The organism is Cystobacter fuscus (assembly GCF_044360685.1).
Taxonomy (GTDB): Bacteria; Myxococcota; Myxococcia; order Myxococcales; family Myxococcaceae; genus Cystobacter; species Cystobacter fuscus_C.
In genome coordinates this window covers 2,289,914-2,312,901 of sequence record NZ_CP043491.1, presented here as the reverse complement: position 1 = coordinate 2,312,901, position 22,988 = coordinate 2,289,914, and the positions used below count along the sequence as shown (strand labels likewise).

Here is a 22,988-nt window from a genome sequence, read left to right as displayed (position 1 = left end):
AACATATTCGAAACGAGAACACGCCGTCCGTCATGATGACGCATGGCGTTATGTCTGATAGTGCCATGACGCGAGATGTTGGGGGACGTCCCTCCGCGTCGAGGGTAAGAGGCGGACCGGCCTCGGGCAGTGCCTGTTCCGCTCGAGCCAGACCCCCCACCCAGGAGTTCCTCGTGACACGAACCGTGACCCAGCGGCTGTCGTTGATGCTCTGGATTCTGTGTGCCATTCCCGCTTCCGCGTCCGCGCAGCTCACCTGCCCGGACTATGCCTCGGTCAGCAATCCCCCGGCGCTCCAGGGCCCGGCGCGCAAGAGCTTCCGGCACTCGGGCAGTCAGATCCTGTCCTGGACGAATCCACCCTATCACATGGTGCATGACCAGCTCGTCCCCGTGGGAACCCCGGCCACGGTCGTGGGCAAGTTCGACTACGGCGGCGTCTTCCACAAGGACCTCGAGGACGAGGACGTCCATGTCTACCTCATGGGAACCCTCACGCCGGGCTGGGAGTACGTCGGCAAGTACCGCACGGACTCGGATGGCAAGGTCTACGTGCCCCTCACCCGCCCGGTGGGCGAGTACCGGGTGAAGATGATCGTCGAGGGCGATCTCAGCTCGGCCACCGGCTTCGTCTCCGTGGTGGAGCCGGGCCGCAAGACCGTCCTGTTCGACATCGATGGCACCTTGACGCTCAATGACTTCGAAGCGGTCGGCGACTACCTGGGCGTCAGCACGGCCCAGGCCTACGCGCATGCCGTCGACGTGGTGAACAGCTACGCGGCCCTGGGCTACCAGATCGTCTACCTGACGGCCCGGCCCTACTGGGTGGCCAAGGACACGCGCGAGTGGATTGATTACCAGGGCCTGCTCGAGGGGCACGTGCACACCAATCCCTACGGGGACGGTCCCATCCCGCCGGACACCGAGCAATACAAGACCGACTATCTCACCTACCTGCTCGAGGATGTCGGGCTCGACATCGTCCGCGTGTACGGCAACGCGACCACGGACATCGGCGCCTACGCGGCCGTGGGCCTGCCCAAGTCCGAGACCTATATCATCGGCGAGCACGCGGGGAGCGCGGGCACCATGCCCATCCGCAATGACTATCTCCAGCACCTCAACACGGTCGTGGCCTCCACGCCCGGCGCCGGGTGCACTCCCCGTTAGCCGGGAAGCCCCCACGCCGTGAGCCCGTCATCCGGGGGGAACGCCGCCCCCCGGATGTTCCAGTGGCACCGGCACATACCGCCTCCTGGAAAACGTTTTCCGTTCCTTCGAGGCCAAGGTGCGCATGAATGCGACACCGTCAAGCCGCCAGACCTGGCGCTCCTGTTGGAAGCCCACTCCATTGACTTGAGCCAAGGCCTCACCGGCCCCATGGCGCGTCGAACACGAGAGGCCCTCCCACCCAAGGTCTCCGAGCGGGCGGGATGGCCCCCACTTGTACGTCCCCCGGGTTGCAGGTCCGGAGATGCGAACAGATTCCTGACAACGGCAGGCAATCACTGCCGCCGATGACGCATGTCCACCCCATCGGCGGTCCACCTGAAAAGGAAAGCGCCCCTCATTCCCCTTTACTGACGCAGTGCACGAAAACGTTTTCCCATTGAATTCCACCTTTGCCCGGTATACAGATGATTTCGCTGATTCCGCGAATCGAAGCCCTCCTCGACCAGGGCCACCGCGCACCTCACCGCGCGTGAAATTTGGCCGAGTGCGTCATCAGTTCAAACCGCCGGACCACAAGGAGATGCAAAGCATGCTCACCCCCAAGACACTGCGTACCCCTGCCCTGCTGCTCGCGATGGGAGTTTTCGGAACCGGGTGCCTGGACGGAGGAATGACGGCGGAAGAGGAACTTCTGAGCGAGCAGACCGGCGCGCTGGAGACCATCGCGACCACCATCCCGACGCCCAGCAACGGCTCGGCTGGCGAGATCCGGAGCAGCACGACCCGGTTGAAGAACGCCGCCAACGGTGGCTCGAACGTCTACGACTTCGCCAACAAGAAGATCGGCGTGAAGAGCAGCAAGTCCTGTGACGGCGAAGGCCAGCCGACGGTGTTCGAGGTCGAGGACGGAGTCACGGTCAAGAACCTCATCATCGCGGGCGGGACCGCCGGCGGTAATGGAATCGTCTGTCTGGGCAACTGCACGCTCGACTACGTCTACTGGGAGGATGTCTGCGAGGACGCGGCGACGAACAGCAAGGACGGGGCGACGATGACGCTCAACCATGTCATCGCCCTGCACGCCACCGACAAGGTCTTCCAGCACAACGCCAAGGGCAACTCCAAGACCATCATCAAGAACTCCTACATCAGCGATTTCGGCAAGCTCTGGCGCTCCTGCGGTGACTGCACGGCCAACGGCGGCCCGCGCAACCTCATCCTCGACAACGTCAAGGTCGAGAACATCAAGTCGGCCCTCGCGGGTGCGAACCAGAACTACGGCGATACGGTCGCGATCACCAACCTCTTCGTGAAGGGCGGCTACAACGCCTCGAAGGACAAGCCGAAGATCTGCACGGAGTTCATCGGCGTCACGGATCACAAGGGCGAGTCGACAAAGGTCAACGATGGCAAGAGCCAGTGGAACACCCCGACCTGCCGCCTGAGCCAGAGCAACGTGCAGAGCTGGTAACGACACCCGGTTGATGCCTGTGGGGCCCTGATGGATTTCGTCAGGGCCCCACTGCCGTTGAGACGATCAGTTCGTGCTCGTGCTCGAGCTGATGTGCTGCTCACACACACTGCTGGCTGACACCAGGACGTAGTCGCCCTCATCCGGCGTGGACGTGGAGTTCAGCGTAACGTTGTACTTCATTTCGAAGCGGCCGTTGGTCACCGAGCCTTCCATCCCGATGCGCACGTTCCCCTTGGGGAAGACGGTGACGGTCTTCGTCCACGGCAAGGTCGGATTCTCCACCACCACCGGGGTGGAAGAGCCGTCGAGGTAGGTAATCTTCGTGATCGTACCCGCTCCGCTTCCGATGACCTCGTACTTCACGGCGTAGCCCATGGGCGCCGACACGGACGTGGGAATCAGATAGGTAGTGGTCTCCTTGGCACAGTCCTTGGGAGGAGTCTCCTCCGGGGCCGGCGCCCCACATGAGGCCAGTGCAACACCTGCCACCGCGAGGACTGTACGAGCGAAAGAACGTGAGTGCATGAGTCTCCCCGAGCAAGGCACGCGCGAGTGCGTGCACGAAGCCAGGGGACCCCTCTATCACTGATTCCCGACCCGGATGTTCGCGACTTGACACATGTGGGCCCCGCCGCCCAGCATCCCTCCCCCAGGCACGGGGAAGCCCCTTTCCGTGGCTCCGCGCCATGGGAGAGGGAAGCCATGCTGCTCGAGAACAAGGTCATCATCGTCACCGGCGCCACGTCTGGCATTGGTTCCGCCACCGCCGTGGAGGCGGCCCGACAGGGAGCCCGGGTAGTGGTCGCGGGACGCCGCGTCGACAAGGGTGAGGAGGTGGTGGGCCGCATCCGCGCCCAGGGAGGTCAGGCGCTCTTCGTCCGCACGGACGTGACGCGGGAGTCCGAGGTCGAAGCGCTCGTCATGCGCACCGTCGCCGAGTACGGCAGACTGGATGGCGCCTTCAACAACGCCGGCATCCCCGGCCCTCTCGGCAAGATCGCCGACATCCCGCCGGCCGAGTACCGCCAGCTCATGTCGGTCAACCTGGACTCCGCCCTGCTCTGCATGCGCCATGAAATCCCCGTCATGAAGAAGAGCGGCGGCGGCGCCATCGTCAACTGCGCCTCCATCCTCTCGCACGTGGCGGGGCCCACCTTCGGCGCCTATGTGTCGGCCAAGCATGCGCTGCTGGGCATGACCAAGGCCGCGGCGCTCGACTACGCGACGGAGGGCATCCGCGTGAACGCGGTGCTGCCCGGCCCGATCGAGACGGAGCTCTGGAGCCACCTGGAGCATGGAGATCCGGTCTTCAATGCCTTCATCTCGGGCGTGCCCATGCAGCGCTCGGCCCGCTCGGAGGAGGTGGCCCGGCCCGTGCTATTCCTGCTGTCCGACTGGGCGACGTACATCACCGGCACGGCGCTCACCATCGACGGCGGGTATACGGCCCGGTAGGGCACGCGGCCCAGCCAGTGAAGCCCTGGCCGCACTCCAGGAGCGACTCGGCACCGGGGTGAACCCGACAACGGCATGGCCGTATGAATCGAGGCCCGCGGTGAAGTCCAAGGTCCGACGCTTGGGTGTCACCGATGGGTGGAGTCAATCGTCCGGCGAGCCGTGGTGTATGGTGGCTTGGAATCAAAGCCACGGCATCATGACGCCGTATGTCAATTCATTGAAGACATCGGCGGGAGAAGGATCGCACATGAAGCAGCAGGCAGGCGGACGGACCTCTCGAAGGACACGCTGGCTGGGCGGAAAGATGATGGCCTCGTGGGTGGCGGCGCTGTCAGTGGCCTCGCTGTCTTGTGACAAGCCCCCGAAGCCATCGCCCGATCCCCAGCCGCCCACCTGCGGAGGCGAGGCCCCTGCGAGCCCTGCTGGTGCGGGCGTGCCCGTGTATGGGGCGGCGGTCGAGGCCTTCGGTGATGGCAAGCCCCATCAAATCACCTACGACAAGTACTCGCTGATGATCGATGGCAAGCGCGAGTACATCTGGTCCGGCGAGTTCCACCCGTTCCGGCTGCCCAACCCCGACCTCTGGCGGGACATGCTCCAGAAGTACAAGGCGATCGGCATGAACGCGGTCTCCTTCTACTTCAGCTGGGCGTACCACTCGCCAGCACCCGGAGTGTATGACTTCAGCTCGGTGCGGGACGTCGAGCGGTTGCTCGACATCGCCGAGGAGGTCGGCCTCTATGTCATTGCCCGGCCCGGTCCGTATATCAACGCCGAGGTCGACTCCGGTGGCTTCCCCGGCTGGCTCCAGACCCAGGCCGGGCGCGCCCGCAGCGATGCCGACGACTACCAGGCCGCGTGGGAGCAGTACTTCGACGCGATCAACCCGATCCTCGCCCGCCACCAGCTCACCGATGGCGGCGGCTCGGTGATTCTCTACCAGATCGAGAACGAGTACGACCGGACGGACGGCACCGCGCAGAACTACATGGAGGAGCTCAAGGCCGCCGTCCGCGCGGATGGCATCACGGTGCCCCTCTTCCACAATGACAAGGGCAGCGAGCTGCGCTGGGCGTGCGGCAAGGGGGCGCCCGACCTCTACGCCACCGACACCTACCCGGGCACCTCCGTCACGGACTACGAGTTCCTCCGCCATGGGGAGAAGTTCACGCCCCCCCGGTGTGGCGTCGAGGACCGGCCGTTCTTCTGGGCGGAGTTCCAGGGCGGGTGGTTCCAGCCCTGGGGCGGCAAGCTGTACGAGGACAACCGCGACACGTACGGGCCGACGTTCGAGCGCATCACCTACGGCAACAACATCAACAACCACTTCACGATCCAGAACCTCTACATGCTCTACGGCGGGACGAACTGGGGTTGGCAGGCCGACCCCAACGTCGTCTACACGTCGTATGACTACCACGCGGCCTTCGACGAGTACCGCCAGCAGACGAACAAGATTCCCCCGCTGAAGCAGCAGGGCTACCTCGTCGATGCCGTCGCGGACCTGCGCCAGCTCGACAACCTTCCGGAGCAGGTGGAACACAGCAATCCCGAGCTCCACGTCGACGGAGACGTCAATCCCGTCACCGGCGCGAAGTTCTTCTTCGTGCGGCAGGAGAACATCAAGTCGGTCTCGCGCCAGGACACCACGCTGCGGGTGCAGGTCTCAGACGGCGACTACACGGTGCCGCAGCAGGCCGGCACGGCACTGACGATCAACGGCCAGGACTACAAGATCCTCGTCGCCGGATACAACCTGGGCGCCCAGCGGCTCGTCTATTCCACCGCGGAAATCTATACGCACCAGCGCATCGGGGAACGGGACGTCGCCGTGCTTCACACGCGCAGGGGAGAGGCCGCGGAACTGGTGCTGCGCTACGCGGCGGAGCCCTCCGTCCAGGTGCTCTCCGGCGGCGTCACCTCCACGTGGGACGGCGCTAGGAACGACCTGCGCCTCAACTGGTCCGCGGACGGGCTCGCCCGGGTCCGCATCACCGGGGAAGGCCGCGCCCCCCTGGAGCTGCTGCTCGCCGACAGCGACACCGCTTCGACCTTCTGGATGGCCCACACCGCACGCGGCCCGGTACTCGTCCGCGGCGCTCAGTTGATCCGCGAGGTCCAGCAGGATGACACCGCCCTCCGGCTCGTGGGTGACGTCAGCGCGGCGACGGACATCGAAATCTGGGCGGGCGCTCCGTTCTGCCAGCTCACCTGGAACCGCGGCGAGCAGACCTGGTCGGAGACGGAGCACGGCACGAAGGTCATCTCCGTGCCCGGTCCCCAACCGGTGGCACTGCCCTCTCTGACGTCATGGAAGCACACCGTGGATCAGCCCGAGGCGGAGCCCTCCTTCGATGACTCGGCATGGCTCGTCGCCGCGAATACGACGACGAACAACCCGACGAAGCCCTCCACCCTGCCCGTCCTCTATGCCGACGAGTACGGGTTCCACTACGGAGACGTCTGGTATCGCGGGCGCTTCCAGGCCGTCGGCGACGAGACGGGCATCTCCCTGACCGCGGGCACCGGCAAGGCGGGCGCCTGGGCCGTCTGGCTCAACGGCACCTACCTCGGCACGGTGCGCACGAGCCCCCAGGCGCAGAACTCGAGCAAGGACATCCCCTTCCCCAGTGGGCTGCTCCACCCGGGCCAGGAGAACCAGCTCTCCGTGCTGGTGCGCAACATGGGGCACAACGAGGACGGTGGCAGCAACGACGGACACAAGAACCCCCGGGGTCTGCTCGCGGCGAAGATGATGGGTTCCGGCTCGGTCATCTCCTGGCGCATCCAGGGCGCACGCGGCGGCGAGAGCCTCGTCGAGCCACTGACCGGACCCCAGAACAATGGGGGACTGCACGGCGAGCGCTCCGGCTACACCCTGCCGGGCTTCCCCGACGGGACGTGGGAGTCCGTCACCCTGCCGCAGGCGGCGGTGACCCCGGGCCTGCACTGGTACCGCACGGAGGTCCAGCTCGAGCTCCCCGAGGGACAGGACATCCCCCTCGCGCTGCGCTTCGGCGGGGAGACGGCCCCGAAGTACCGCGCGTTGATCTTCGTCAACGGCTACAACCTGGGTCAGTACGTCAATGACGTCGGTCCCCAGCGCGACTTCTCGCTGCCCCAGGGCTTCCTGCGCCATCGCGGAAAGAACACGCTCGCGCTCGCGGTGTGGAGCGACGATGGCGCGGGACCGGGCCCGGTGGAGTTCGTGGCGAAGGCGAACGCCGTGACGGGGCTCGTGGTTCGTGACGTGGAGCGCCCCTCGTACGCGCCGGAGCGCTACACCGAGCAGCGGGCGGCCACCGTGCGGCTCGCGCTGCCCGCGGAGGCCGAGGATGGCGCGTCCTTCACGGCCACCGCGCGGTTGGTGGTTCCCGCGGGAGAGCCAGCGGCCACGGAGGTGCGGTTCACCCTGGAGGTCCCGAGCGGCTGGATGTCCGAGCCGACGGGGACCACCCCCGACGGCACCGTGTCCTGGAAGGTCACGGTCCCCGCCACCGGCCGTACGCCGTCGTCCCCGCCCGCGTTGCTGCGAGCGACGGCCACCTACACGCAGGGAGGCACGGCCCGCTCGTCCAGCGACGTTCGCTTCGTCGGCCGTCCGGTTCCGCCACCGGTGGCTGGAGAGCAGTGGATCAGCGACATGACCTTCGACGCCAGCACCAACGGCTGGGGCCCCGTGGAGCGGGACATGTCCAACGGGGAGCAGGCGGCCGGGGACGGGCGTCCGCTCACGGTGGGCGGCACCGAGCACGCCAAGGGCCTCGGCACGCACGCGGATTCGTCCGTCACGGTGACCCTGAGGGGCTGCGAGTCCTTCACCGCGATCGTCGGCGTGGACGACGAGGTGGGGGACCGGGGAGATGTCACGTTCGAGGTCCTCGGGGACGGCAAGTCCTTGTGGAAGTCCCCGACCGTGACGGGGAGCAGCGCGCCACTGCCCGTGAGCGTCGACGTGACGGGCGTGACCCAGCTGCGACTGGTCGTCGACGACCTCGGGAGCAACGGCAAGGACCATGCGGATTGGGCCTCGGCGAAGGTGACCGGCTGCACCAGCCCGTGAGGGAGTACGCGCGCTGAGGAGTGGGAAGTCCCACGCACGGGTTGCATCTTGGCCCCCCTCGAGAACCCTCGAGGGGGGTTGAAGGTGCGCACGTCTGGCACACCGCCTGCCCCGAGTCACTTCCGCGTGAGGTCGAGCATGCGCATCAGGTCCAAGGGGATGGGGATGATGGTCTGATTGCCCCCTCCGGTGATCTCCACCAGCGTCTGCAGGTAGCGCAGTTGGAGGGTGATGGGATTGCGGCTGAGCACCTCGGCGGCCAGACCGAGCTTCTCGGCGGCCTGGTGCTCGCCCTCGGCGGCGATGATCTTCGCGCGCCGCTCGCGCTCGGCCTCCGCCTGCCGGGCAATGGCGCGCTGCATCTCCACCGGCAGATCGATGTGCTTCACCTCCACGTTGGAGACCTTGATGCCCCAGGGGTCGGTATGGGCATCCAGCACCTTCTGAATCTCCCGGTTGATGCGCTCGCGTTCGGAGAGCAGCTGGTCCAGCTCGACCTGGCCAGGCAGTGTGTCAGACGACTCATAGGGGCGAGGTGTCGATACGAGTCCTTTGAGACACCTTCGCCAACGAGGGCGTCAGCGTCTGAGCTGCCGACGTCGCAGGCCCACGGCGAGCGCTCCCAAGCCGAGCCACAGCATCGACGTGTCCCGGCCTGGGGCTGAGCAGCCGAATCCTTCCCCGAGCAACGCGCGATCAGCAACCGCGACGCGGAAGTGCCAGGAGGCGGGACTATCGTCCTCGTTGCCCGCGCGGTCCCGGGAACGTACCCTCACTGTATGCGAACCATCGGGCACGTCCGTGAAGATGCCCGAGGCCGGACAGGGGTTGAATGCCCCCCCATCCAAGCTGCACGTGTAGGTCACCGTCTCCTCGTTCGAACCGAACTCAAAACGAGGGTTGTGATCATGGATGATCCCCTGAGGCCCGGAGACGACGAAAGTGTCCGGGGGCGTGATGTCCACGAGGAAGGTATTGGGCGTGCTGTCGAGGCTCTGCACGGCATCCACCGCTGCGGCGGCCCGCACCGTGTGCGAGCCCTCGGCAAGGTCCTGAGGAAGCTCGAAGGAGAAACTCCCCGAGGCATCGGACAACACCCGGCCGACCTCCGCTCCATCGATGAGGAGGAGGATCTCGGTGTTGGGTGGCGCCCGCTGCGGGTAGATCGCGGAGGTGCCCGTGATGCGGGGACGCACGTTGTTGGTGCTGGTCCCGTTGGGAGGTGTGACCACGACGGGCGGCGCGGGGATGATGAATCCGTAGGCCAGTCTGGTAGGCCTGCTGTTAACGCCCGCCCGGGCGCCGTAGAAACCATCACTGGGGTCTTTCTGTACTCCGGGGCTGGCCCCCGTGGAGAGGAGCTCGCAACTGGCTCCCGGCTCGGACTGGAACAGCGCCTGTCCCGCGCCCCCTCCTCCACCCGGACCGACCCGCAGGCTGACCGAGGTGCCACCAATACCACCCGTCACGGCGGCCATGCCACACGCGGCCGACCTGACGATGCGCACGTAGAGCGCACCACCCGCGCCACCGCCACCGCCGCTCTCATGGGTTGCCCCCCCCAAACCGCCCGAGGCGTCGAGCACACCCCCACCCAAGAGCTGGCGGGCTCGCAGGAAGACGGCCCCGCCTCCGGCCCCGCCGCTTCCCGCGAATGAGGAAATGCCATGGCCCGCGCCGCCGCCCCCACCGAACAGGAGTCGGGTCAACAAGGGGGCGGAGACGGCCGCCCCGCCCTTGCCTCCTACGTCCCGCCCACCATCGGCCGCGTCCGAGCGTCCACCCTGCCCGCCGCTACCGCCGTTGCCTCCCCCTCCGCCTCCAGATCGGAAGCAGATGCCGCCGCCCGCGCCATTGGCCACGTTGCCCCACCCGGTCTGGGCGGGGCCATAACGTCCCCTCCCCGCTAGACCCTCGCCTTTTTGAGCACCATTGGGCACGCCCTCGTCCAGCTCGATACAGCCCTGGGTCCCCGGTGGACTGACAACGTACTGACCGCCCCGGAAGCCCGAGTTCCTCGCGGAAATGGAGCCCTGGTTGTTCACCTCGTCGGTGGCCAGGAACGCGACGACGCCGCCCACGCTCCCATTCCAGCGAGCGGCCGTGAGGCTCCCACTCGCGGAAACAGTGACAGTGGTGTACTCCGGCACGCGGATGACCTGGCTCAGGTTGGCCGGATAGTCCTGGACGAGGGGAGCGGTCAGCCGCAGCGTCGAGGGCGTCACCTCGGCCAGCCGCGCGAACTCCCAACGCCCCGCCCAGCTGGTGTTCACGTCCACGGGACCCGGGTCTCCCGACGCGGGAGCGGGCGAGAGGCCCGTGACCTGATACACGAGCACCAGGTCGCCTTGCGCGAAGCAGGTGTCCGCGAGACAAGCGCCTACCTCCAAGGAGGTGGCCTTGCGCGCCGCGGGGGCTGTCAGGGGCGCGTAGGCGTTGATAACGGTGTTCGACCCGGTCACGGTGAGCGCCCCGTCGCGTCCCGAGCCCAGTCCGAAGGTGTCGGGTTCCGCCCGAGCCAGTAATGGGCCCAGGGCCAGCAGGCCCACGGCGGGAAGCCACTTCCGCATGAATGGAGTCATGATCTTGGGTTCCCTTCGCCAGTGAAGCGCGCGATGTTGGAGGCCAGCTCAGTGCGCCCGAAGGCCACGCCGAGCAGTATCCGGAAGAAGGGCGTGCCCGGCGTCGAGCCGAAGCCAGGGCCACCCAGGGCGTAGACCTCGGTGGACTCGTTCACGGGTAGCCGCAAGCCGGCGAGCAGTTCCAAGGAGCTGCCCTGACGGGAAAGAGGCAGCGCGCCACGCACGTTGAACTCGCCGCGCAGCTTGCCTCCCGTCATGGCGATCCCCACGCCCAGACGCAACTCCGAGCCTGGCTCGTCCTGGATATTGCCATCCTCGTTGAGGAGGACGGCGGAGCGCAGGAGGGCCCCCGCCTCCACGCCCGCCCACCACCGGTCGAAGCGGCGGCCCACCATCACCTTGGGCGAGAGGCGCACGGAGGTGTCGCGCGAGAGCGTGTCCACGCTTCCCACGGGAAGACCCACACCCAGCTCCACTGCCAAGTCCACCGACGCTTCCCTTTCCTGGGAGAGCAACCCCACGCGCGCGGCCACCGCTGGTGTGCCCAAACCCGTCGTGGCTGGAGTGCCCAACTGTTCGGCCCGCAGGTCGTCCCCGCGCTGCCATGCAACCAGGGGCAGCTGAGCGTTCATTTCCAGCCAGCGCAGCGGAGCCCAGGCTAGCAACACGTGCGCCATGGCACGATCCGACACCAACGCGCCCTTGCGGACTCCATCCAGGTAGAACACCAGGGGGTTGCGCTCGTAATGGCCCGCGACCGAGAGGCGGAATCCTCCTCGGGGCAACAGCTCTCCCGACGCCAACACCAGTGAGCCCTTGCCGCTGGGATTCAGCTCCAGGCGCTCCAGTTCGAAGACCGGAAGACCGGCGGGTTGGGCGAACGAGACCGAGGCTGACAACAGCGCCGCCACGAGAACCAGACGCACGTCTCTCACCAAGCGCCTCGTGGGGCAAGGCTTCGCGTGACTCACGAACTCTCCATATCGGCGAGGAGGTGCGCCTCATCGCGCTCCTACCCGGCCCTGTCATCAATGCATCTCAAAAATGACAGGAGAAGCGTGGCATGAAGCCGCGAGGCGCACAGCAGAAATCCTTGCCGCCCACGCTCGTTCGATGCGTATCGAGCAATTGGAGCAGGGCTCTGGGGTCCCCCCAACACTGGAACCCACTGCCCCGTCCGTAAGCAACCCCAGGCCCCCTACTCCCCTGAGGAGCCGTGTTGGCGGGGCGGCCATGACCGGCGTGTGCCCCATGGGGCGGCCTCGAGTCACTTCCGCGTGAGATCGAGCATGCGCATCAGGTCCAGGGGGATGGGAATGATGGTCTGATTGCCTCCTCCGGTGATCTCCACCAGCGTCTGCAGGTAGCGCAGTTGGAGGGTGATGGGATTGCGGCTGAGCACCTCGGCGGCCAGACCAAGCTTCTCGGCGGCCTGGTGCTCGCCCTCGGCGGCGATGATCTTGGCGCGGCGCTCGCGCTCGGCCTCCGCCTGCCGGGCGATGGCGCGCTGCATCTCCACCGGCAGATCGATGTGCTTCACCTCCACGTTGGAGACCTTGATGCCCCAGGGATCGGTATGGGCATCCAGCACCTTCTGGATCTCCCGGTTGATGCGCTCGCGTTCGGAAAGCAGCTGGTCCAGCTCGACCTGGCCGAGGATGGCGCGAAGGGTGGTCTGCGAGAGCTGGCTGGTGGCGGAGAGGTAGTCCTCCACCTGGAGCACCGCCTTGTCGGCGTGGATGACACGGAAGTAGACGACGGCGTTCACCTTCACGCTGACGTTGTCCTTGGTGATGACGTCCTGGGGGGGCACGTCACGCGCGACGGTGCGCAGGTCGATGATGACGATGCGCTCGACGAAGGGGATGAGCCACCGGAAGCCGGCGCGCTTGATGCCCACGAAGCGGCCGAGCCGGAAGACGACGCCGTTCTCGTACTCATTCACGATGCGCACGCCGGAGAGGAAGGCGAGCACGAGGAAGCCCAGGGGAATGAGATACCCGAGGGCGCCATAGACGTCGTTCATGTCTTGACCTCATCGACGAACAGCGTGAGCCCCTCCACCCGGCGCACCACCACGCGGGCACCAGGAGGAAGGGGCGTGGAGGAGACAGCGGACCAGCGCTCGCCATGGACGAACACCGCGCCTCCGGAGGGCGAGACGGTGTCGAGTGTCTGCCCCACCTCGCCGATGAGGCCCAGGTCTCCACCCAACTGGGGCTGGCGGCGGGTCTCGGCGGCGCGAAAGGCGAGATAGACGGCCGCCCCGGCGACGAAGACGGCGGTGGGGAGCAGCGTGGACAGGGGAACCCGCGGCGGGCTGTCGAGGAACCACCCCGGGTCGAAGCGATCCATGAGGAACACGCCGCCGAGCACGAGCAGCCCCAGGCCGGCGGCGCCGAGCAGGCCGCTGGTGACGAAGAGCTCGGCCACGAGCAGGGCGACCCCCAGCAGCAGCAGCACGATGGCGCCAGCGCGAACGGGCAAGGCGGAGGAGGCGAGCAGGGCCAGCACGAGGCACACCACGCCGACGAGGCCGGGGACGAAGAGGCCGGGGTGGGTGAACTCCACGGCGAAGCCGAGGCCCGCGAGGAGGAAGAGGATGTAGACGACGGCGGGCTGGGCGAGGGCGTGCAGGGCGCGCTGGGAGAAGGAGGGTTCCAGTTCCACGAGCCAGGCGTTGGCGGTGCGCAGCGAGACGGGAGCGTCGGCGACGGTGACGGAACGGCCATCGGCCCACGCGAGAAAGGCCTCCTCGGTGGGGGCCACGTGCTCGATGACGCGGAGCTCGAGGGCCTTCTCGGCGGGGACGCTCTCGCTCTCACGGACGGCGCTGATGGCCCACTCGGCATTGCGGCCGCGCTGTCTGGCGATGGACTCGACGAAGGCGACGGCGTCGTTCTCGATCTTCCGGGCCATCTCCTTGCCTCCGGTCTGCTCGGGGTCCTGCCCGGAGAGGCCGGAGACGGGATGGGCGGCGCCGATGTTGGTACCGGGCGCCATGCCCGCGAGGTGGGAGGCCAGGGTGATGAAGACTCCGGCACTGCCAGCCCGGGCGCCGGAGGGGCCCACCCACACGAGGACGGGGACGCGGGCCCCCAGGAAGGCGCGGACGATGGCGCGGGTGGACTCGAGCTCTCCGCCGGGAGTGTCGAGCCGGACGAGCAGCGCCTGGTGACCGGCCTCCTGGGCGCGGCGGACACAATCCACCAGGAAGGCACTGGAACCGGCATCCACGGTGCCATCCAGCACGCAGCGGGAGACCACGGCTGGCGGAGGAGAAGCGGCATGGCTGGTTGGCTGGCAGAGCATCACCATCCCCAGCACGAGCACTCCCCACACCGAATGCCCAGACTCGCTCATGGCGCCGGTCCCCGTGTCCCATCATCCGCCTGGAACATCTGGCCACCGCCCCCCACGGTGTCGCCCCTCCCTGAAGGCCATCCATCCGGCCGCGCACTCCCCCCAGGGGCCAGCGTTTCTTGTTCTACACCGCGGCCGGCCCGTGTCTGGCTTTCAACGAATCTCCAGCTATGCCCAGACCAGCGGCAGGCTCGTGAGGGCCAGAGCGAAGCCACCCGAGAACCGCGGCGGGGCCTGGGGATCCAACCGGAACGGCGGCACGCGCTTCAACCACTCCTGGTAGAACACCTTCATCTCCAGGCGGGCCAGATTCAGGCCGACACACCGGTGCGGACCCGTATTGAACGTCATGTGCTGCTCCGTCCGGCCCAGGATGAACTGCTCGGGGTTGGGGAACGCCGCGTCGTCGTAGTTGGCCGCGGGCAGGAGCAACAACAACGCGTCGCCCTGCTTGAGCTGGACGCCATGGCAGACCACGTCGCGCGTCACGTGCCGGGGAATGGACGCGATGCCGTAGAGCCGCAGCAGCTCCTCGATGGCTCCGGGAATGAGGCTGGGGTCGGCCCGGAGCTTCGCCTGCAGCTCCTGATCGCGCGCCAGGTGCCGGACACCAAAGCACAGGGCATTCACCACGGTGTCCAGCCCTCCGAGGAACAGGAGGATGCTGTAGCCCATCATCTCGTGGAACGTGGGGTTGCGGCCGTCGAGGTTCGCGTCGAGCAGCCGGCTGATCAGATCATCCTCGCGCTTCTCCTGCCGGGCCTGGATGGTCTCCGCCAGGATTCCCGCGATGCGTTTGAAGGTCTCCGCGCGGGTCGCGGGATCCACCGTGGCGGACGCCGCCTGCAAGGCCAGCTCACGGAACTCGGCCAGGCGGTTGGTCGGCATGCCGGCCAGCTTCAGGAACAACGTGACGGGCAGCGGCTCGGCGATGTCCGGCAGGAAGTCGCAGCGCCCCGCGGCGAGCACCTTGTCGATGAGCTCGTTCGTCATGGCCCGGATCGCCGTCTCAAGTCCGGCGACGGATTTGGCCGACAGTGGCTGGTTGAGCGGGGTCCGGTACATCGTGTGCTGCGGCGGATCCACCGAGATGGGCAACAGCGACAACCCCCCCGTCGCTTCCTTGCTGTGTTCCCCCGGGTTCTTGCTGCTGTAGACCTCCGGGTTCATCGTGATGTCCACGATGGCCTTCTTCCGGGTCACGAACCAATGGCCCCCGTTGTACGGAGAGAAGAAGATGGGCGGGGCCTCGAGGATGAGTGAGCGCATCCGGGCGTGCGGATCCTCGAGCACCCGCGGATCCGTGGCGATGTCGTACTCGTAGACCAGCTCCGGCGGGACGTGCGCGGGAATCTTGTCCAACTTCTGTCCATTGAAGGCTTGCATGTTCGAATCTCTCGGGTTGTTTGGAGAAGACGTGCTCACCGCGCCTCGATCAGCATCGGCAAGCCGTTGCGCGAGCCAAGGGTGCCGGACATGTCGATCCGCGGCACGTGGCCGGGCTTCAGGCGCAGCTTGAAGCGGCGTGCGAGCATCGCCGTCATCACGTGTGTCTCGAGCAGGGAGAAATTATTGCCCAGGCAGATGCGCGGTCCGATGGCGAACGGGTGGTAGGCGTAGGCATGGCGTGCCGCCTCGCGCTCGGGCAACCAGCGGTCGGGATCGAAGCGCTCCGGCTCGTCCCAGAACTCCGGGTGCCGGTGGGTGCCGTAGGAGAAGATGAGCATCCTCGTGCCGGCCGGGATGTGGACCCCATCGAGTTCGTCATCGGCCACGGCGTCACGGGCGTACATGGGCGCGGCCGGATAGAGTCGGAGGACCTCCTTCACGACCTGGAGGGTGTACGGGAGCTTCTTCAAGTCGCTGATCGTCGGAGGTGCGTCGCCCAGCACCGAGTCCAGCTCGGCGTGCAGCCGCCGCTCCACCTCCGGGTTCTGGGACAGCGCGTACCACAAGAACGAGAGCGTCCGCGCCGTGGTCTCATGCCCGGCGGCGAACATGGTGAAGCCGTTGTCGACGAGGAGCTGCTCCGCCATGAGCGTCCCCGTCTCCTCGTCCTTCGTTGTCATCAGCTTCGTGAGCAGATCGTCCGGCCACTGCTCGGTGGGGAGGGCCCGGCGCCGCGCGATGAGCTCGCGAATGTAGCCCGTCGAGAGCTTCTGGGCCTGGCGGAACTTCAGGTTCCCGGGGGTGGGCACCCACAGGGGTATCTTGACGGGGTTCTGCATCTCCGAGACGCGGGAGAGCAGCGTCTCGAGCGCGTCCTTGATGCGCAGCACGGCCTCGCTCGACTCGGTGCTGAAGACCGAGTGGAGGATGACGGAGGCGGTGACGAGCATCATCTCGTCGAGCATCTCGACAGGGCGGCCGGAGCCCTGGTGGTGGGAGCGCCAGCGCTCGATGAGCTGCTGCGTGTCGGAGAGGAAGATGGGGTAGAACTTCTCCACGCCACGCGGGGTGAAGAACGGCGCCATGAGCCGGCGCTGGCGGCGCCAGTCCTCCCCGATGGCGGTGACGATGCCATTGCCGAGCAGCAATTCGCGCAGGGTGTCGTAGCTCTCGCCCTTGTCGTACTTCTCGCGGCGCGTGACGTTGATGTCGCGCACGTGGTCCGGGTGCGCCACCAGCACGAGCGACTGCTTGCCCATCCGGAGGCGGAACAGATCCCCCTGCTGGCGCCAGGTATTCGTCATCCAGCCGAGGAACCCCTCTCGCCGGACCGCCATGAGCAGCTCGAGGGGGGAGGGGGCGTACTCCTTGAGGCGACGGGGCGGGTCGATGGCGAGTGCTGGATTCATGATCGTGGAGTCCTTGGGGAGTTGTTCAGCGCGGCTCACGCCCGGGCCGGGATCGAAGAGGGAATCCTGAGCTTCGTGGCAGTTTATGCCACGGAACTGGCAGAAACCGCCACATGCGTCGGGGTGGGGAGGGGTACGCGAGCGCCCTGGAGACAGTTCCCGCCACGACTTGTTAGGCTCCGCGCCATGCCCCAGCGAGTGCGTCCGCCCTCACAGGAACGACTGGCCGCAGGTGCGGACCGGGAGCCGCCGCGCCTCACCCTCGCCCCTCGCGAGGGACGCGACCAGGCGATGCTCGAGGCCTCGTACGCCGTCATCGGCCTGTTCCTGCGGGAGCGCACGAGTGACTTCTCCGTCAAGGAACTCGCGGCCCACGCGGGCCTCTCCGAGCGGACCTTCTACCGGTACTTCCCCCGGAAGGAGGACGCCATCCGTCCGGCCGTCGACGCGTCGCTCGCGCGCATCGTCTCCGACATGCGCGCCGCCCCCCGCGACAAGCCCCTGCGCGAGACGATGGAGGAGGCGCTCAGCCAGAGCCTCGCGGGGGAGAACACCATGAACTGGGAGAACTTCCTCTCCGTGGTGAACGAAACGGAGAGCTTCCGCGCGGTGTGGCTGCAGATCCTCACCGACGCGGAGGTCGCGCTCGCGCGCGTCGTCGCCGAGCGGCTGGGTCTCTCCCCGGACTCGCAGCGGGCGCGCCTGGCCGGCGCCGTCCTGGCCACCGCGGGACGCCTCGCGATGGAGCAGCCGTTCACCACGGGGCGCAAGCGCGACGCGAGCGAGGTTCTCGCCGAGTGCCTCGAGTTGCTCGGCCCGGCCCTGTTCGAGGAGCCCGCGGGCGAGCGCCAGCCCGCGAGACGCCCGCCGCCCCGGCACTCCCGCCGGGAACGCAGGTAGGCGCGCATGACGTCGAGCGGCATCTGAACGCCGGAGCAGCCGCCCTACTACTCCTCAAGGAGTACAGACGCACGGAGACCCACGGCGGTACATGTCCTGATTCAACTCAGCAGGCGACGTTCGTCCTCATCGCGAGGGGAGTGCCTGAGTCATCAGGAGAAAAGAATGTCTCTCAAGGACGAAGCGTGGAGAGAGTACGAGGAGCTGAAGAGCCACTTTCGCTCCATGAACTTCGAGGAGTTCAAGGGCGGTGGATGGTTTCCAAAGTATGTCCGGTGGATGCTCGAGGAGTACTCGAAGGGCGTTGATGCCGAGTACATCCGCCGCAAATATCCCGGCGCGGGCCCTGTCAATCAGGCCAACAAGGCGATCTCCATCGCGAGCAAGTACTCCTCCCTGGTAGGCGGAGCCAGCGCGGCCGCCGTGACAGGGCTGGAGCTCGCGGTTCCAACACCCGGTGGACCCCTGGCGGTGGCGGGGGTCGCCTCGTCCATCATGGCCGACATCGGCCTCAACACCCGGCTTCAGCTCAGGACGACCTACGACCTCTCCGTCATCCACAACGCCCCACTCTCCCTCCATGATGCCGAGGATTGCTACCTCATCTTCTGCAACGCCTTGGGATTGAAGATATCGGAGGTCCTGGGTGAGGTCGCCCTCTCCGTCGGCCCCAAGGTCATCCAGTACAACGTCCGGAAACTCCTGCGCAGCGGGTTCCGGAAAGCCCTTGTCGAGATCATCAAGCGCGTGGCTGGGACGGCCATCGCCCGAAAGCTGACCGAGCGGGCCATGTTGCGGCTCCTCGTTCCTGGAATCAGCATCCCGATCTCCGCCGGTTCCAGCTATCTCTTCACGAAGAGCATGATGAAGGCCGCGAACATCCAGATGCAGAGGCGCGGAAGTGTGATCGAGCCATTGATTCGGATCTATCGCACAGACAAGTCCATTCCGCGCGAGCTCCTCATCCAAGGGCTCATCGTCGTGATGGAGGCGCCCCGCCGGGAGGGGTGGAGTGAGGAGCAGATGAATGCGCTGCGCCATACGCAGAGCTTTCTCGCCCTCAATGATGAGCAGATCGCCGCGCTCGAAGGCTGGTGGGACCGGGGAGTGGACGAGTTCGCCTCGAGCCTTCCGCCCCTCTCCCGCCCAGCCAAGACCGCATTCCTCCAGTTTCTCGCGCGCGCGGCCGCGCTTGGCGATGAAGCGCACGAAGGACAGTACGTCACGGCGCTCCGGGCGATCGGTGCGCGGTGGGAACAACCCTTCGGTTCCGAGGACATGGATGAAGCCAGGAAGGCGGTCAGTTGAAACCGTCAGGAGCGGAAGGACGCTCATTCGCCAGGCCAAGGCCACGATAGGCCTGGATGCCGCTGGCTCAAGGACGGCCTCTGGTAGGATGAGCCCATGCGCATCGAACACGTGGCCATCTGGACGCGGGACCTCGAGCGGCTCCGCTCGTTCTACGAGACGTATTTCCAGGCCAGCGCGGGGCCCCGGTACGTCAACGAGCGCAAGCGCTTCTCCTCGTACTTCCTGAGCTTCGCCTCGGGCGCGCGCCTGGAGCTCATGGCGAAGCCCCTCCTGGTGGACGCGAGCGGCAACGCCGACACGCCCCCCACCGGCTACGCGCACCTGGCGCTCTCGGTGGGCTCGCGCGAGGAGGTGGACGCCATGGCCGAGCGCTTCCGCCATGACGGGCTTCCCGTGGTGGATGGCCCCCGGCAGACAGGGGACGGCTACTACGAGTGCGTCGTGCTCGACCCCGACGGCAACCGCATCGAAATCACCGTTTGAGCCTGAGAAGGTGTCTGAGGCGGATTTCTACCGTGAACCAACTCCTGGCCATGCGCGCCTTCGTGCGCGTCGTCGAGACTGGCTCGTTCAGCCGCGCGGCCGACCAGCTGGCCCAGCCGCGCTCGACGATCAGCAAGCTGATCACCGATCTCGAAAAGCATCTCGGCATCAAGCTGATGCATCGCACCACCCGCGCGCTCGCCGTCACCTCGGACGGAATGGAGTACTACCGCCACGCCGAGCGCCTGATCGCCGAGCTCGACGCCATGGACCACGCGGTGCGCGGCGGAAAGCTCAAGCCCAGTGGCCACCTGCGCGTCGATGCGCCAGCCACCTTCGCCACCACGCTGCTGATCCCGGCCCTGGCTGACTTTCACCGCGAGTATCCCGACATCACGATCGCGCTGGGCATCAGCGACCGCACGGTCAACATCGTGGGCGAAGGGGTGGACTGCGTGCTGCGTGCCGGCAAGCTGGGCGACATGGCCATGGTCGGGCACACACTCACCGAACTCCGGTACGTCACCTGCGCGTCGCCCGCCTATCTGCGACGCATGGGCACGCCGGCCACGCCGCGCGAGCTCGAACGCCACCACCTGCGGGCCGGCTACTTTTTCGCCGCCACCGGCAAGGCCGATCCGTTGATCTTCGAAAAAGGCGCCGAACGCCACGACATCGTCGCCGCCGAGTTCTCGACCAACGAAGGCAACGGCCTGCTCGCTCTGCTGCTGGCGGGGCTGGGCGTCGGCCAGCACCTGCGGCGCTGTGTCCAGCCCTATCTGGATTCGGGTGAACTGGTGCCGCTGCTGGAAGACTGGTCGCGCCCGCCGCTGCCGCTCCATGTCCTCTATCCGCCCAACCGGCATCAGAATGCCCGGTTGAAGGTCTTCGTCGATTGGGTCAGGCAGACCTTCGGCGACGCGGCGCCCGCGGTCGACCCGTAACTCGATGGCAGGCGCGACGGCACGGACAAGCTCGCGTCAGGGCACGATGGCCGTCACGCGGATCTCGACCCGCATCGTAGGATCGCCCAGCGCCGCGACGCCGAGCGAGGTCCAGATGGGCGCGTGATCGGGCATGTAGTGGCGAAACAGCCTGACCATGGTCTCGTTGACCTCGGGCGGAAAGCCGATGTGATACGAATTCACGTGCACCACGTGCTCCCAGCCCGCCCCCGCGGTCGCCAGCGTGCGACCCACGTTGCGAAACGCCTGGGCGATCTCCTCGGTGAGCGACTCGGGGAATTCCCAGTCGTCGTTCCAGCCGCCCTGGCCCGAGGTCTCGACGCGATTGCCGATCTTCAGCGCCTGGGAGTAATGCATGCCCTTGAGCTGGCGGTCCCCATAGCCGGGGGTGACGAAAAATTCGGGCTTGTTCATGGTGCTCCTCGGTTCTGAATGAGAGGGTTCGATACTAAAGAAACGCACCCCCTGGAAACAGCCCGCCTTCCTGCCATGACCATCCATGCCCATGGACAATCGGCATCGATGGCCGCTCCGTCGGCTCCCGAGTCCCCCGAGCAGAGCACCTCGCTCAGCGAGGGATCCACCTCACGCAGCCGCCGCAGCGTCTCGGCGCCCTTCCAGCCGGGCGGCATCCGGTAGTCGAGGAAGACCGGAGGGCAGAGTGCTCCCCTCCGGTCCCGGCGGGGCCGCTCGCTAGAGGTACGTGCCCTTCATGGCCACGCCATCGAGAGAGTAGCTGCCGTACGAGCACGCGAACCAGGTGCCAGCGGCCGGGTTGTTGATGGTGCAGGTCGCGAGCCCGTTGCTCGTATAGGTCGAGCAGTCGTAGGCCGTCGTGGAGGGCTGCTCGCCGTAGCGCACATAGATGGACGGGGTCTCGTTCCAGCCGCCGCCCTTCGTGAGCCGCTCGGTGAAGACGACCGAGCTCTTCCCGCTCGGTACATCCAGCGTGAAGCACTTCCACTGGCTTCCCTTGTAGAGGTAGGGGGCCGTCTCCACGCCGTTGGTCAGTACGCTATCGCTGGGGATGCCCAGGGTGTACGTGCCCGTCAACTCCAGGCCCGAGGCGGAGCCGAAAACGCCGCTGAGCTTCACGTACCAGGTGCCGGCCCGCGGGCGGAGGAAGGTGCAATTCACCCCGACGAGATTGCCCGGCCTACAGTCATACGTGTCGAAGGTCGGCTCGGAGCCGAACCTCACGTACATGTAGGCGGCGCCCTTGCCCTCGGGCAATTGGTTCATGTCGAACGACAGTCTGCCCGTGCCCTCGGGCACCACCAGCGTGTAGGTGCAACTCCAGGCATTGGGCTCGGCGGAAATGCCCGTCACCTTCACGCCATTGGAGAGTGAAGTCGAGCAGGCCGTCCTCACGGCATCCGCCTGGACGTGGGTGCTCTCCGTCAGCTCCGTGTTGCTGCCTTCTACTCCGCACGCCACGAGAGTCAACGCGAGGAGCGCGGGCAAAATCCGATGATGCATCAAGGGGGAGTCCTCCTGCTGACCCGTGGCGGAGATGCCACCGCGGCCGCGCCTTGATATAAACAGAAAGCGGGTGTTCCCCTCAAAGCCATTCAGTCCAGCAGAAATCTTGAAGCGTGATACTTCTCGTGACCCCAGTGGGTCCGCTGGGATGAGTCTGCTTTTCCAATAAAATGAAAATAATTGTCTTTCTTTTTTAAAGACGCGCACTTTCCTGCCTGGGCAGGAGTGTGTCCCGTGCTCGCTGGGCATCGGGAGGACCTGACGTTGGCCAGGTCCACCGCCCTGGCGGGGAGCGCGATCGTGGTGGTGGCCTTCGTGGTGTTCTTCCCCTTCATGCCCAGAGGCTCGAGCGGCGCGGTCGCTTCCCTGCGCAACACCGCGATGGCCTGCCTCCGGGCCTCCCGCAGTGCGCTCCCGTCCCACATGGACACCCGCCTCGCGGTCCTGGTTCGTGGAGCGACGACGCTTCCCAGATACACGAGGCGGGTGGGCTCCCCACCGCACCCGGTGCGCAAAGGACCGTCCACTGCCGGTAGGGCACGTGCGGCAGCACCCGCTCCACCAGGTACGCCGCCGTCATCTGCGCCCACTTCGCGTTACAGCAGGGGCACACCCCTCGCCCCTTGCAAGAAAAGGCGACGAGAAGCTCGTCTTTTCCGGTTATCCTAGCGAAATCGCTCTTGCCCTCAGGGTGTTCCCATGCCCGGTCGCGTTCCCTCTTCTCGGCCCCCTTCCCTCCCGCCCAGGCCCACGTCGACGACGGCGGGGAAGCCGACCACCCCCGCGTCCACGAAGCCCACGACGGGCAAGCCGACCACCTCCGAGACCACGAAGCCGACGGGAGGAGCCTCGACGAAGCCCACGGGCCCGGAGGCACAGGCGGCTTCCAGCGGGAAACCGACCGCAGCAAGCACGAAGCCGCCCCCCGGGGGGGCCG

Annotated in this window: 19 protein-coding genes and 1 pseudogene; 8 read left to right on the top strand and 12 right to left on the bottom strand. The window is 66.7% G+C overall.

What is annotated here, in order from left to right:
• Positions 1 to 173 precede the first annotated feature (173 nt).
• On the top strand, positions 174 to 1,169 hold the full coding sequence (locus F0U63_RS09585) for a lipin/Ned1/Smp2 family protein (protein ID WP_395845588.1): 996 nt from the start codon (positions 174 to 176) through the stop codon (positions 1,167 to 1,169).
• A gap of 592 nt (positions 1,170 to 1,761) precedes the next feature.
• Complete coding sequence (locus F0U63_RS09580; protein ID WP_395845587.1) at positions 1,762 to 2,643, top strand: pectate lyase; 882 nt, start codon at positions 1,762 to 1,764, stop codon at positions 2,641 to 2,643.
• Positions 2,644 to 2,709: 66 nt separating this feature from the next.
• On the opposite strand, the gene F0U63_RS09575 is transcribed toward F0U63_RS09580, so the two are convergent.
• A complete protein-coding gene (locus tag F0U63_RS09575) occupies positions 2,710 to 3,171 on the bottom strand; it encodes an MmpS family transport accessory protein (protein WP_395845586.1) in 462 nt (153 codons plus the stop codon).
• A gap of 177 nt (positions 3,172 to 3,348) precedes the next feature.
• Between F0U63_RS09575 and F0U63_RS09570 the strand changes: the two genes are divergently transcribed.
• Positions 3,349 to 4,101, top strand: a complete 753-nt coding sequence (locus tag F0U63_RS09570; protein WP_395845585.1) for a glucose 1-dehydrogenase — start codon at positions 3,349 to 3,351, stop codon at positions 4,099 to 4,101.
• 250 nt (positions 4,102 to 4,351) lie between these two features.
• Positions 4,352 to 8,167, top strand: coding sequence for a beta-galactosidase (locus F0U63_RS09565; RefSeq protein WP_395845584.1), 3,816 nt, complete (start codon positions 4,352 to 4,354; stop codon positions 8,165 to 8,167).
• Between the two features lie 116 nt (positions 8,168 to 8,283).
• Here the strand turns inward: F0U63_RS09565 and F0U63_RS09560 are convergent.
• The 7 genes and pseudogenes from F0U63_RS09560 to F0U63_RS09530 form a co-directional block, all read right to left on the bottom strand.
• Positions 8,284 to 8,670 (bottom strand): annotated as a pseudogene (locus tag F0U63_RS09560) (SPFH domain-containing protein); the annotation flags it as partial.
• A 75-nt stretch (positions 8,671 to 8,745) separates the two neighbouring features.
• Positions 8,746 to 10,749: an adventurous gliding motility protein AgmC gene (gene agmC / locus F0U63_RS09555; RefSeq protein WP_395845583.1), complete on the bottom strand. Its 2,004-nt coding sequence runs from the start codon at positions 10,747 to 10,749 to the stop codon at positions 8,746 to 8,748.
• On the bottom strand, positions 10,746 to 11,675 hold the full coding sequence (locus F0U63_RS09550) for a hypothetical protein (protein WP_395845582.1): 930 nt from the start codon (positions 11,673 to 11,675) through the stop codon (positions 10,746 to 10,748). Before F0U63_RS09550 ends, agmC begins: the two co-directional genes overlap by 4 nt.
• A gap of 341 nt (positions 11,676 to 12,016) precedes the next feature.
• Entirely contained in the window at positions 12,017 to 12,775 is a 759-nt protein-coding gene (locus F0U63_RS09545; RefSeq protein ID WP_395845581.1) for a slipin family protein, read from the bottom strand.
• Positions 12,772 to 14,112, bottom strand: coding sequence for a nodulation protein NfeD (locus F0U63_RS09540; protein ID WP_395845580.1), 1,341 nt, complete (start codon positions 14,110 to 14,112; stop codon positions 12,772 to 12,774). The genes F0U63_RS09545 and F0U63_RS09540 overlap by 4 nt, the downstream gene beginning before the upstream one ends.
• A 168-nt stretch (positions 14,113 to 14,280) precedes the next feature.
• On the bottom strand, positions 14,281 to 15,498 hold the full coding sequence (locus F0U63_RS09535; protein WP_395845579.1) for a cytochrome P450: 1,218 nt from the start codon (positions 15,496 to 15,498) through the stop codon (positions 14,281 to 14,283).
• Positions 15,499 to 15,533: 35 nt separating this feature from the next.
• The gene (locus F0U63_RS09530; RefSeq protein ID WP_395845578.1) at positions 15,534 to 16,910 is read right to left on the bottom strand and encodes a cytochrome P450; all 1,377 of its coding nucleotides are present in this window, start codon (positions 16,908 to 16,910) and stop codon (positions 15,534 to 15,536) included.
• A 186-nt stretch (positions 16,911 to 17,096) separates the two neighbouring features.
• On the opposite strand from F0U63_RS09530, the gene F0U63_RS09525 reads away from it, so the two are divergent.
• The 4 genes from F0U63_RS09525 (at position 17,097) to F0U63_RS09510 (ending at position 20,548) form a co-directional block, all read left to right on the top strand.
• Entirely contained in the window at positions 17,097 to 17,810 is a 714-nt protein-coding gene (locus F0U63_RS09525; RefSeq protein WP_395845577.1) for a TetR family transcriptional regulator, read from the top strand.
• A gap of 225 nt (positions 17,811 to 18,035) precedes the next feature.
• Entirely contained in the window at positions 18,036 to 19,118 is a 1,083-nt protein-coding gene (locus F0U63_RS09520; protein ID WP_395845576.1) for a hypothetical protein, read from the top strand.
• A 96-nt stretch (positions 19,119 to 19,214) separates the two neighbouring features.
• Positions 19,215 to 19,604, top strand: a complete 390-nt coding sequence (locus tag F0U63_RS09515; protein ID WP_395845575.1) for a VOC family protein — start codon at positions 19,215 to 19,217, stop codon at positions 19,602 to 19,604.
• 32 nt (positions 19,605 to 19,636) lie between these two features.
• Positions 19,637 to 20,548 (top strand): LysR substrate-binding domain-containing protein, encoded by a 912-nt coding sequence (locus F0U63_RS09510; protein ID WP_395845574.1) that lies wholly within the window; start codon positions 19,637 to 19,639, stop codon positions 20,546 to 20,548.
• Between the two features lie 36 nt (positions 20,549 to 20,584).
• Here F0U63_RS09510 and F0U63_RS09505 read toward each other — a convergent pair whose 3' ends face one another.
• The 4 genes from F0U63_RS09505 to F0U63_RS09490 all read right to left on the bottom strand — a co-directional run bounded on the left by F0U63_RS09505 (position 20,585) and on the right by F0U63_RS09490 (position 22,965).
• Complete coding sequence (locus F0U63_RS09505) at positions 20,585 to 20,983, bottom strand: RidA family protein (protein ID WP_395845573.1); 399 nt, start codon at positions 20,981 to 20,983, stop codon at positions 20,585 to 20,587.
• Between the two features lie 279 nt (positions 20,984 to 21,262).
• Entirely contained in the window at positions 21,263 to 22,048 is a 786-nt protein-coding gene (locus F0U63_RS09500; protein WP_395845572.1) for a PPC domain-containing protein, read from the bottom strand.
• Between the two features lie 334 nt (positions 22,049 to 22,382).
• Positions 22,383 to 22,715, bottom strand: coding sequence for a transposase zinc-binding domain-containing protein (locus tag F0U63_RS09495; protein ID WP_395848346.1), 333 nt, complete (start codon positions 22,713 to 22,715; stop codon positions 22,383 to 22,385).
• Positions 22,716 to 22,737: 22 nt separating this feature from the next.
• Positions 22,738 to 22,965: a hypothetical protein gene (locus F0U63_RS09490; protein WP_395848558.1), complete on the bottom strand. Its 228-nt coding sequence runs from the start codon at positions 22,963 to 22,965 to the stop codon at positions 22,738 to 22,740.
• Positions 22,966 to 22,988 lie beyond the last annotated feature (23 nt).

Excerpts from the sequence above, each read along its gene's own strand:
- agmC (WP_395845583.1), bottom strand. The coding sequence starts at position 10,749 with ATGACTCCATTCATGCGGAAGTGGCTTCCCGCCGTGGGCCTGCTGGCC.
- F0U63_RS09575 (WP_395845586.1), bottom strand. The coding sequence starts at position 3,171 with ATGCACTCACGTTCTTTCGCTCGTACAGTCCTCGCGGTGGCAGGTGTT.
- F0U63_RS09570 (WP_395845585.1), top strand. The coding sequence starts at position 3,349 with ATGCTGCTCGAGAACAAGGTCATCATCGTCACCGGCGCCACGTCTGGC.
- F0U63_RS09545 (WP_395845581.1), bottom strand. The coding sequence starts at position 12,775 with ATGAACGACGTCTATGGCGCCCTCGGGTATCTCATTCCCCTGGGCTTC.
- F0U63_RS09530 (WP_395845578.1), bottom strand. The coding sequence starts at position 16,910 with ATGAATCCAGCACTCGCCATCGACCCGCCCCGTCGCCTCAAGGAGTAC.
- F0U63_RS09505 (WP_395845573.1), bottom strand. The coding sequence starts at position 20,983 with ATGAACAAGCCCGAATTTTTCGTCACCCCCGGCTATGGGGACCGCCAG.
- F0U63_RS09515 (WP_395845575.1), top strand. The coding sequence starts at position 19,215 with ATGCGCATCGAACACGTGGCCATCTGGACGCGGGACCTCGAGCGGCTC.
- F0U63_RS09565 (WP_395845584.1), top strand. The coding sequence starts at position 4,352 with ATGAAGCAGCAGGCAGGCGGACGGACCTCTCGAAGGACACGCTGGCTG.
- F0U63_RS09580 (WP_395845587.1), top strand. The coding sequence starts at position 1,762 with ATGCTCACCCCCAAGACACTGCGTACCCCTGCCCTGCTGCTCGCGATG.
- F0U63_RS09500 (WP_395845572.1), bottom strand. The coding sequence starts at position 22,048 with ATGCATCATCGGATTTTGCCCGCGCTCCTCGCGTTGACTCTCGTGGCG.
- F0U63_RS09540 (WP_395845580.1), bottom strand. The coding sequence starts at position 14,112 with ATGAGCGAGTCTGGGCATTCGGTGTGGGGAGTGCTCGTGCTGGGGATG.
- F0U63_RS09525 (WP_395845577.1), top strand. The coding sequence starts at position 17,097 with ATGCCCCAGCGAGTGCGTCCGCCCTCACAGGAACGACTGGCCGCAGGT.
- F0U63_RS09520 (WP_395845576.1), top strand. The coding sequence starts at position 18,036 with ATGAACTTCGAGGAGTTCAAGGGCGGTGGATGGTTTCCAAAGTATGTC.
- F0U63_RS09535 (WP_395845579.1), bottom strand. The coding sequence starts at position 15,498 with ATGCAAGCCTTCAATGGACAGAAGTTGGACAAGATTCCCGCGCACGTC.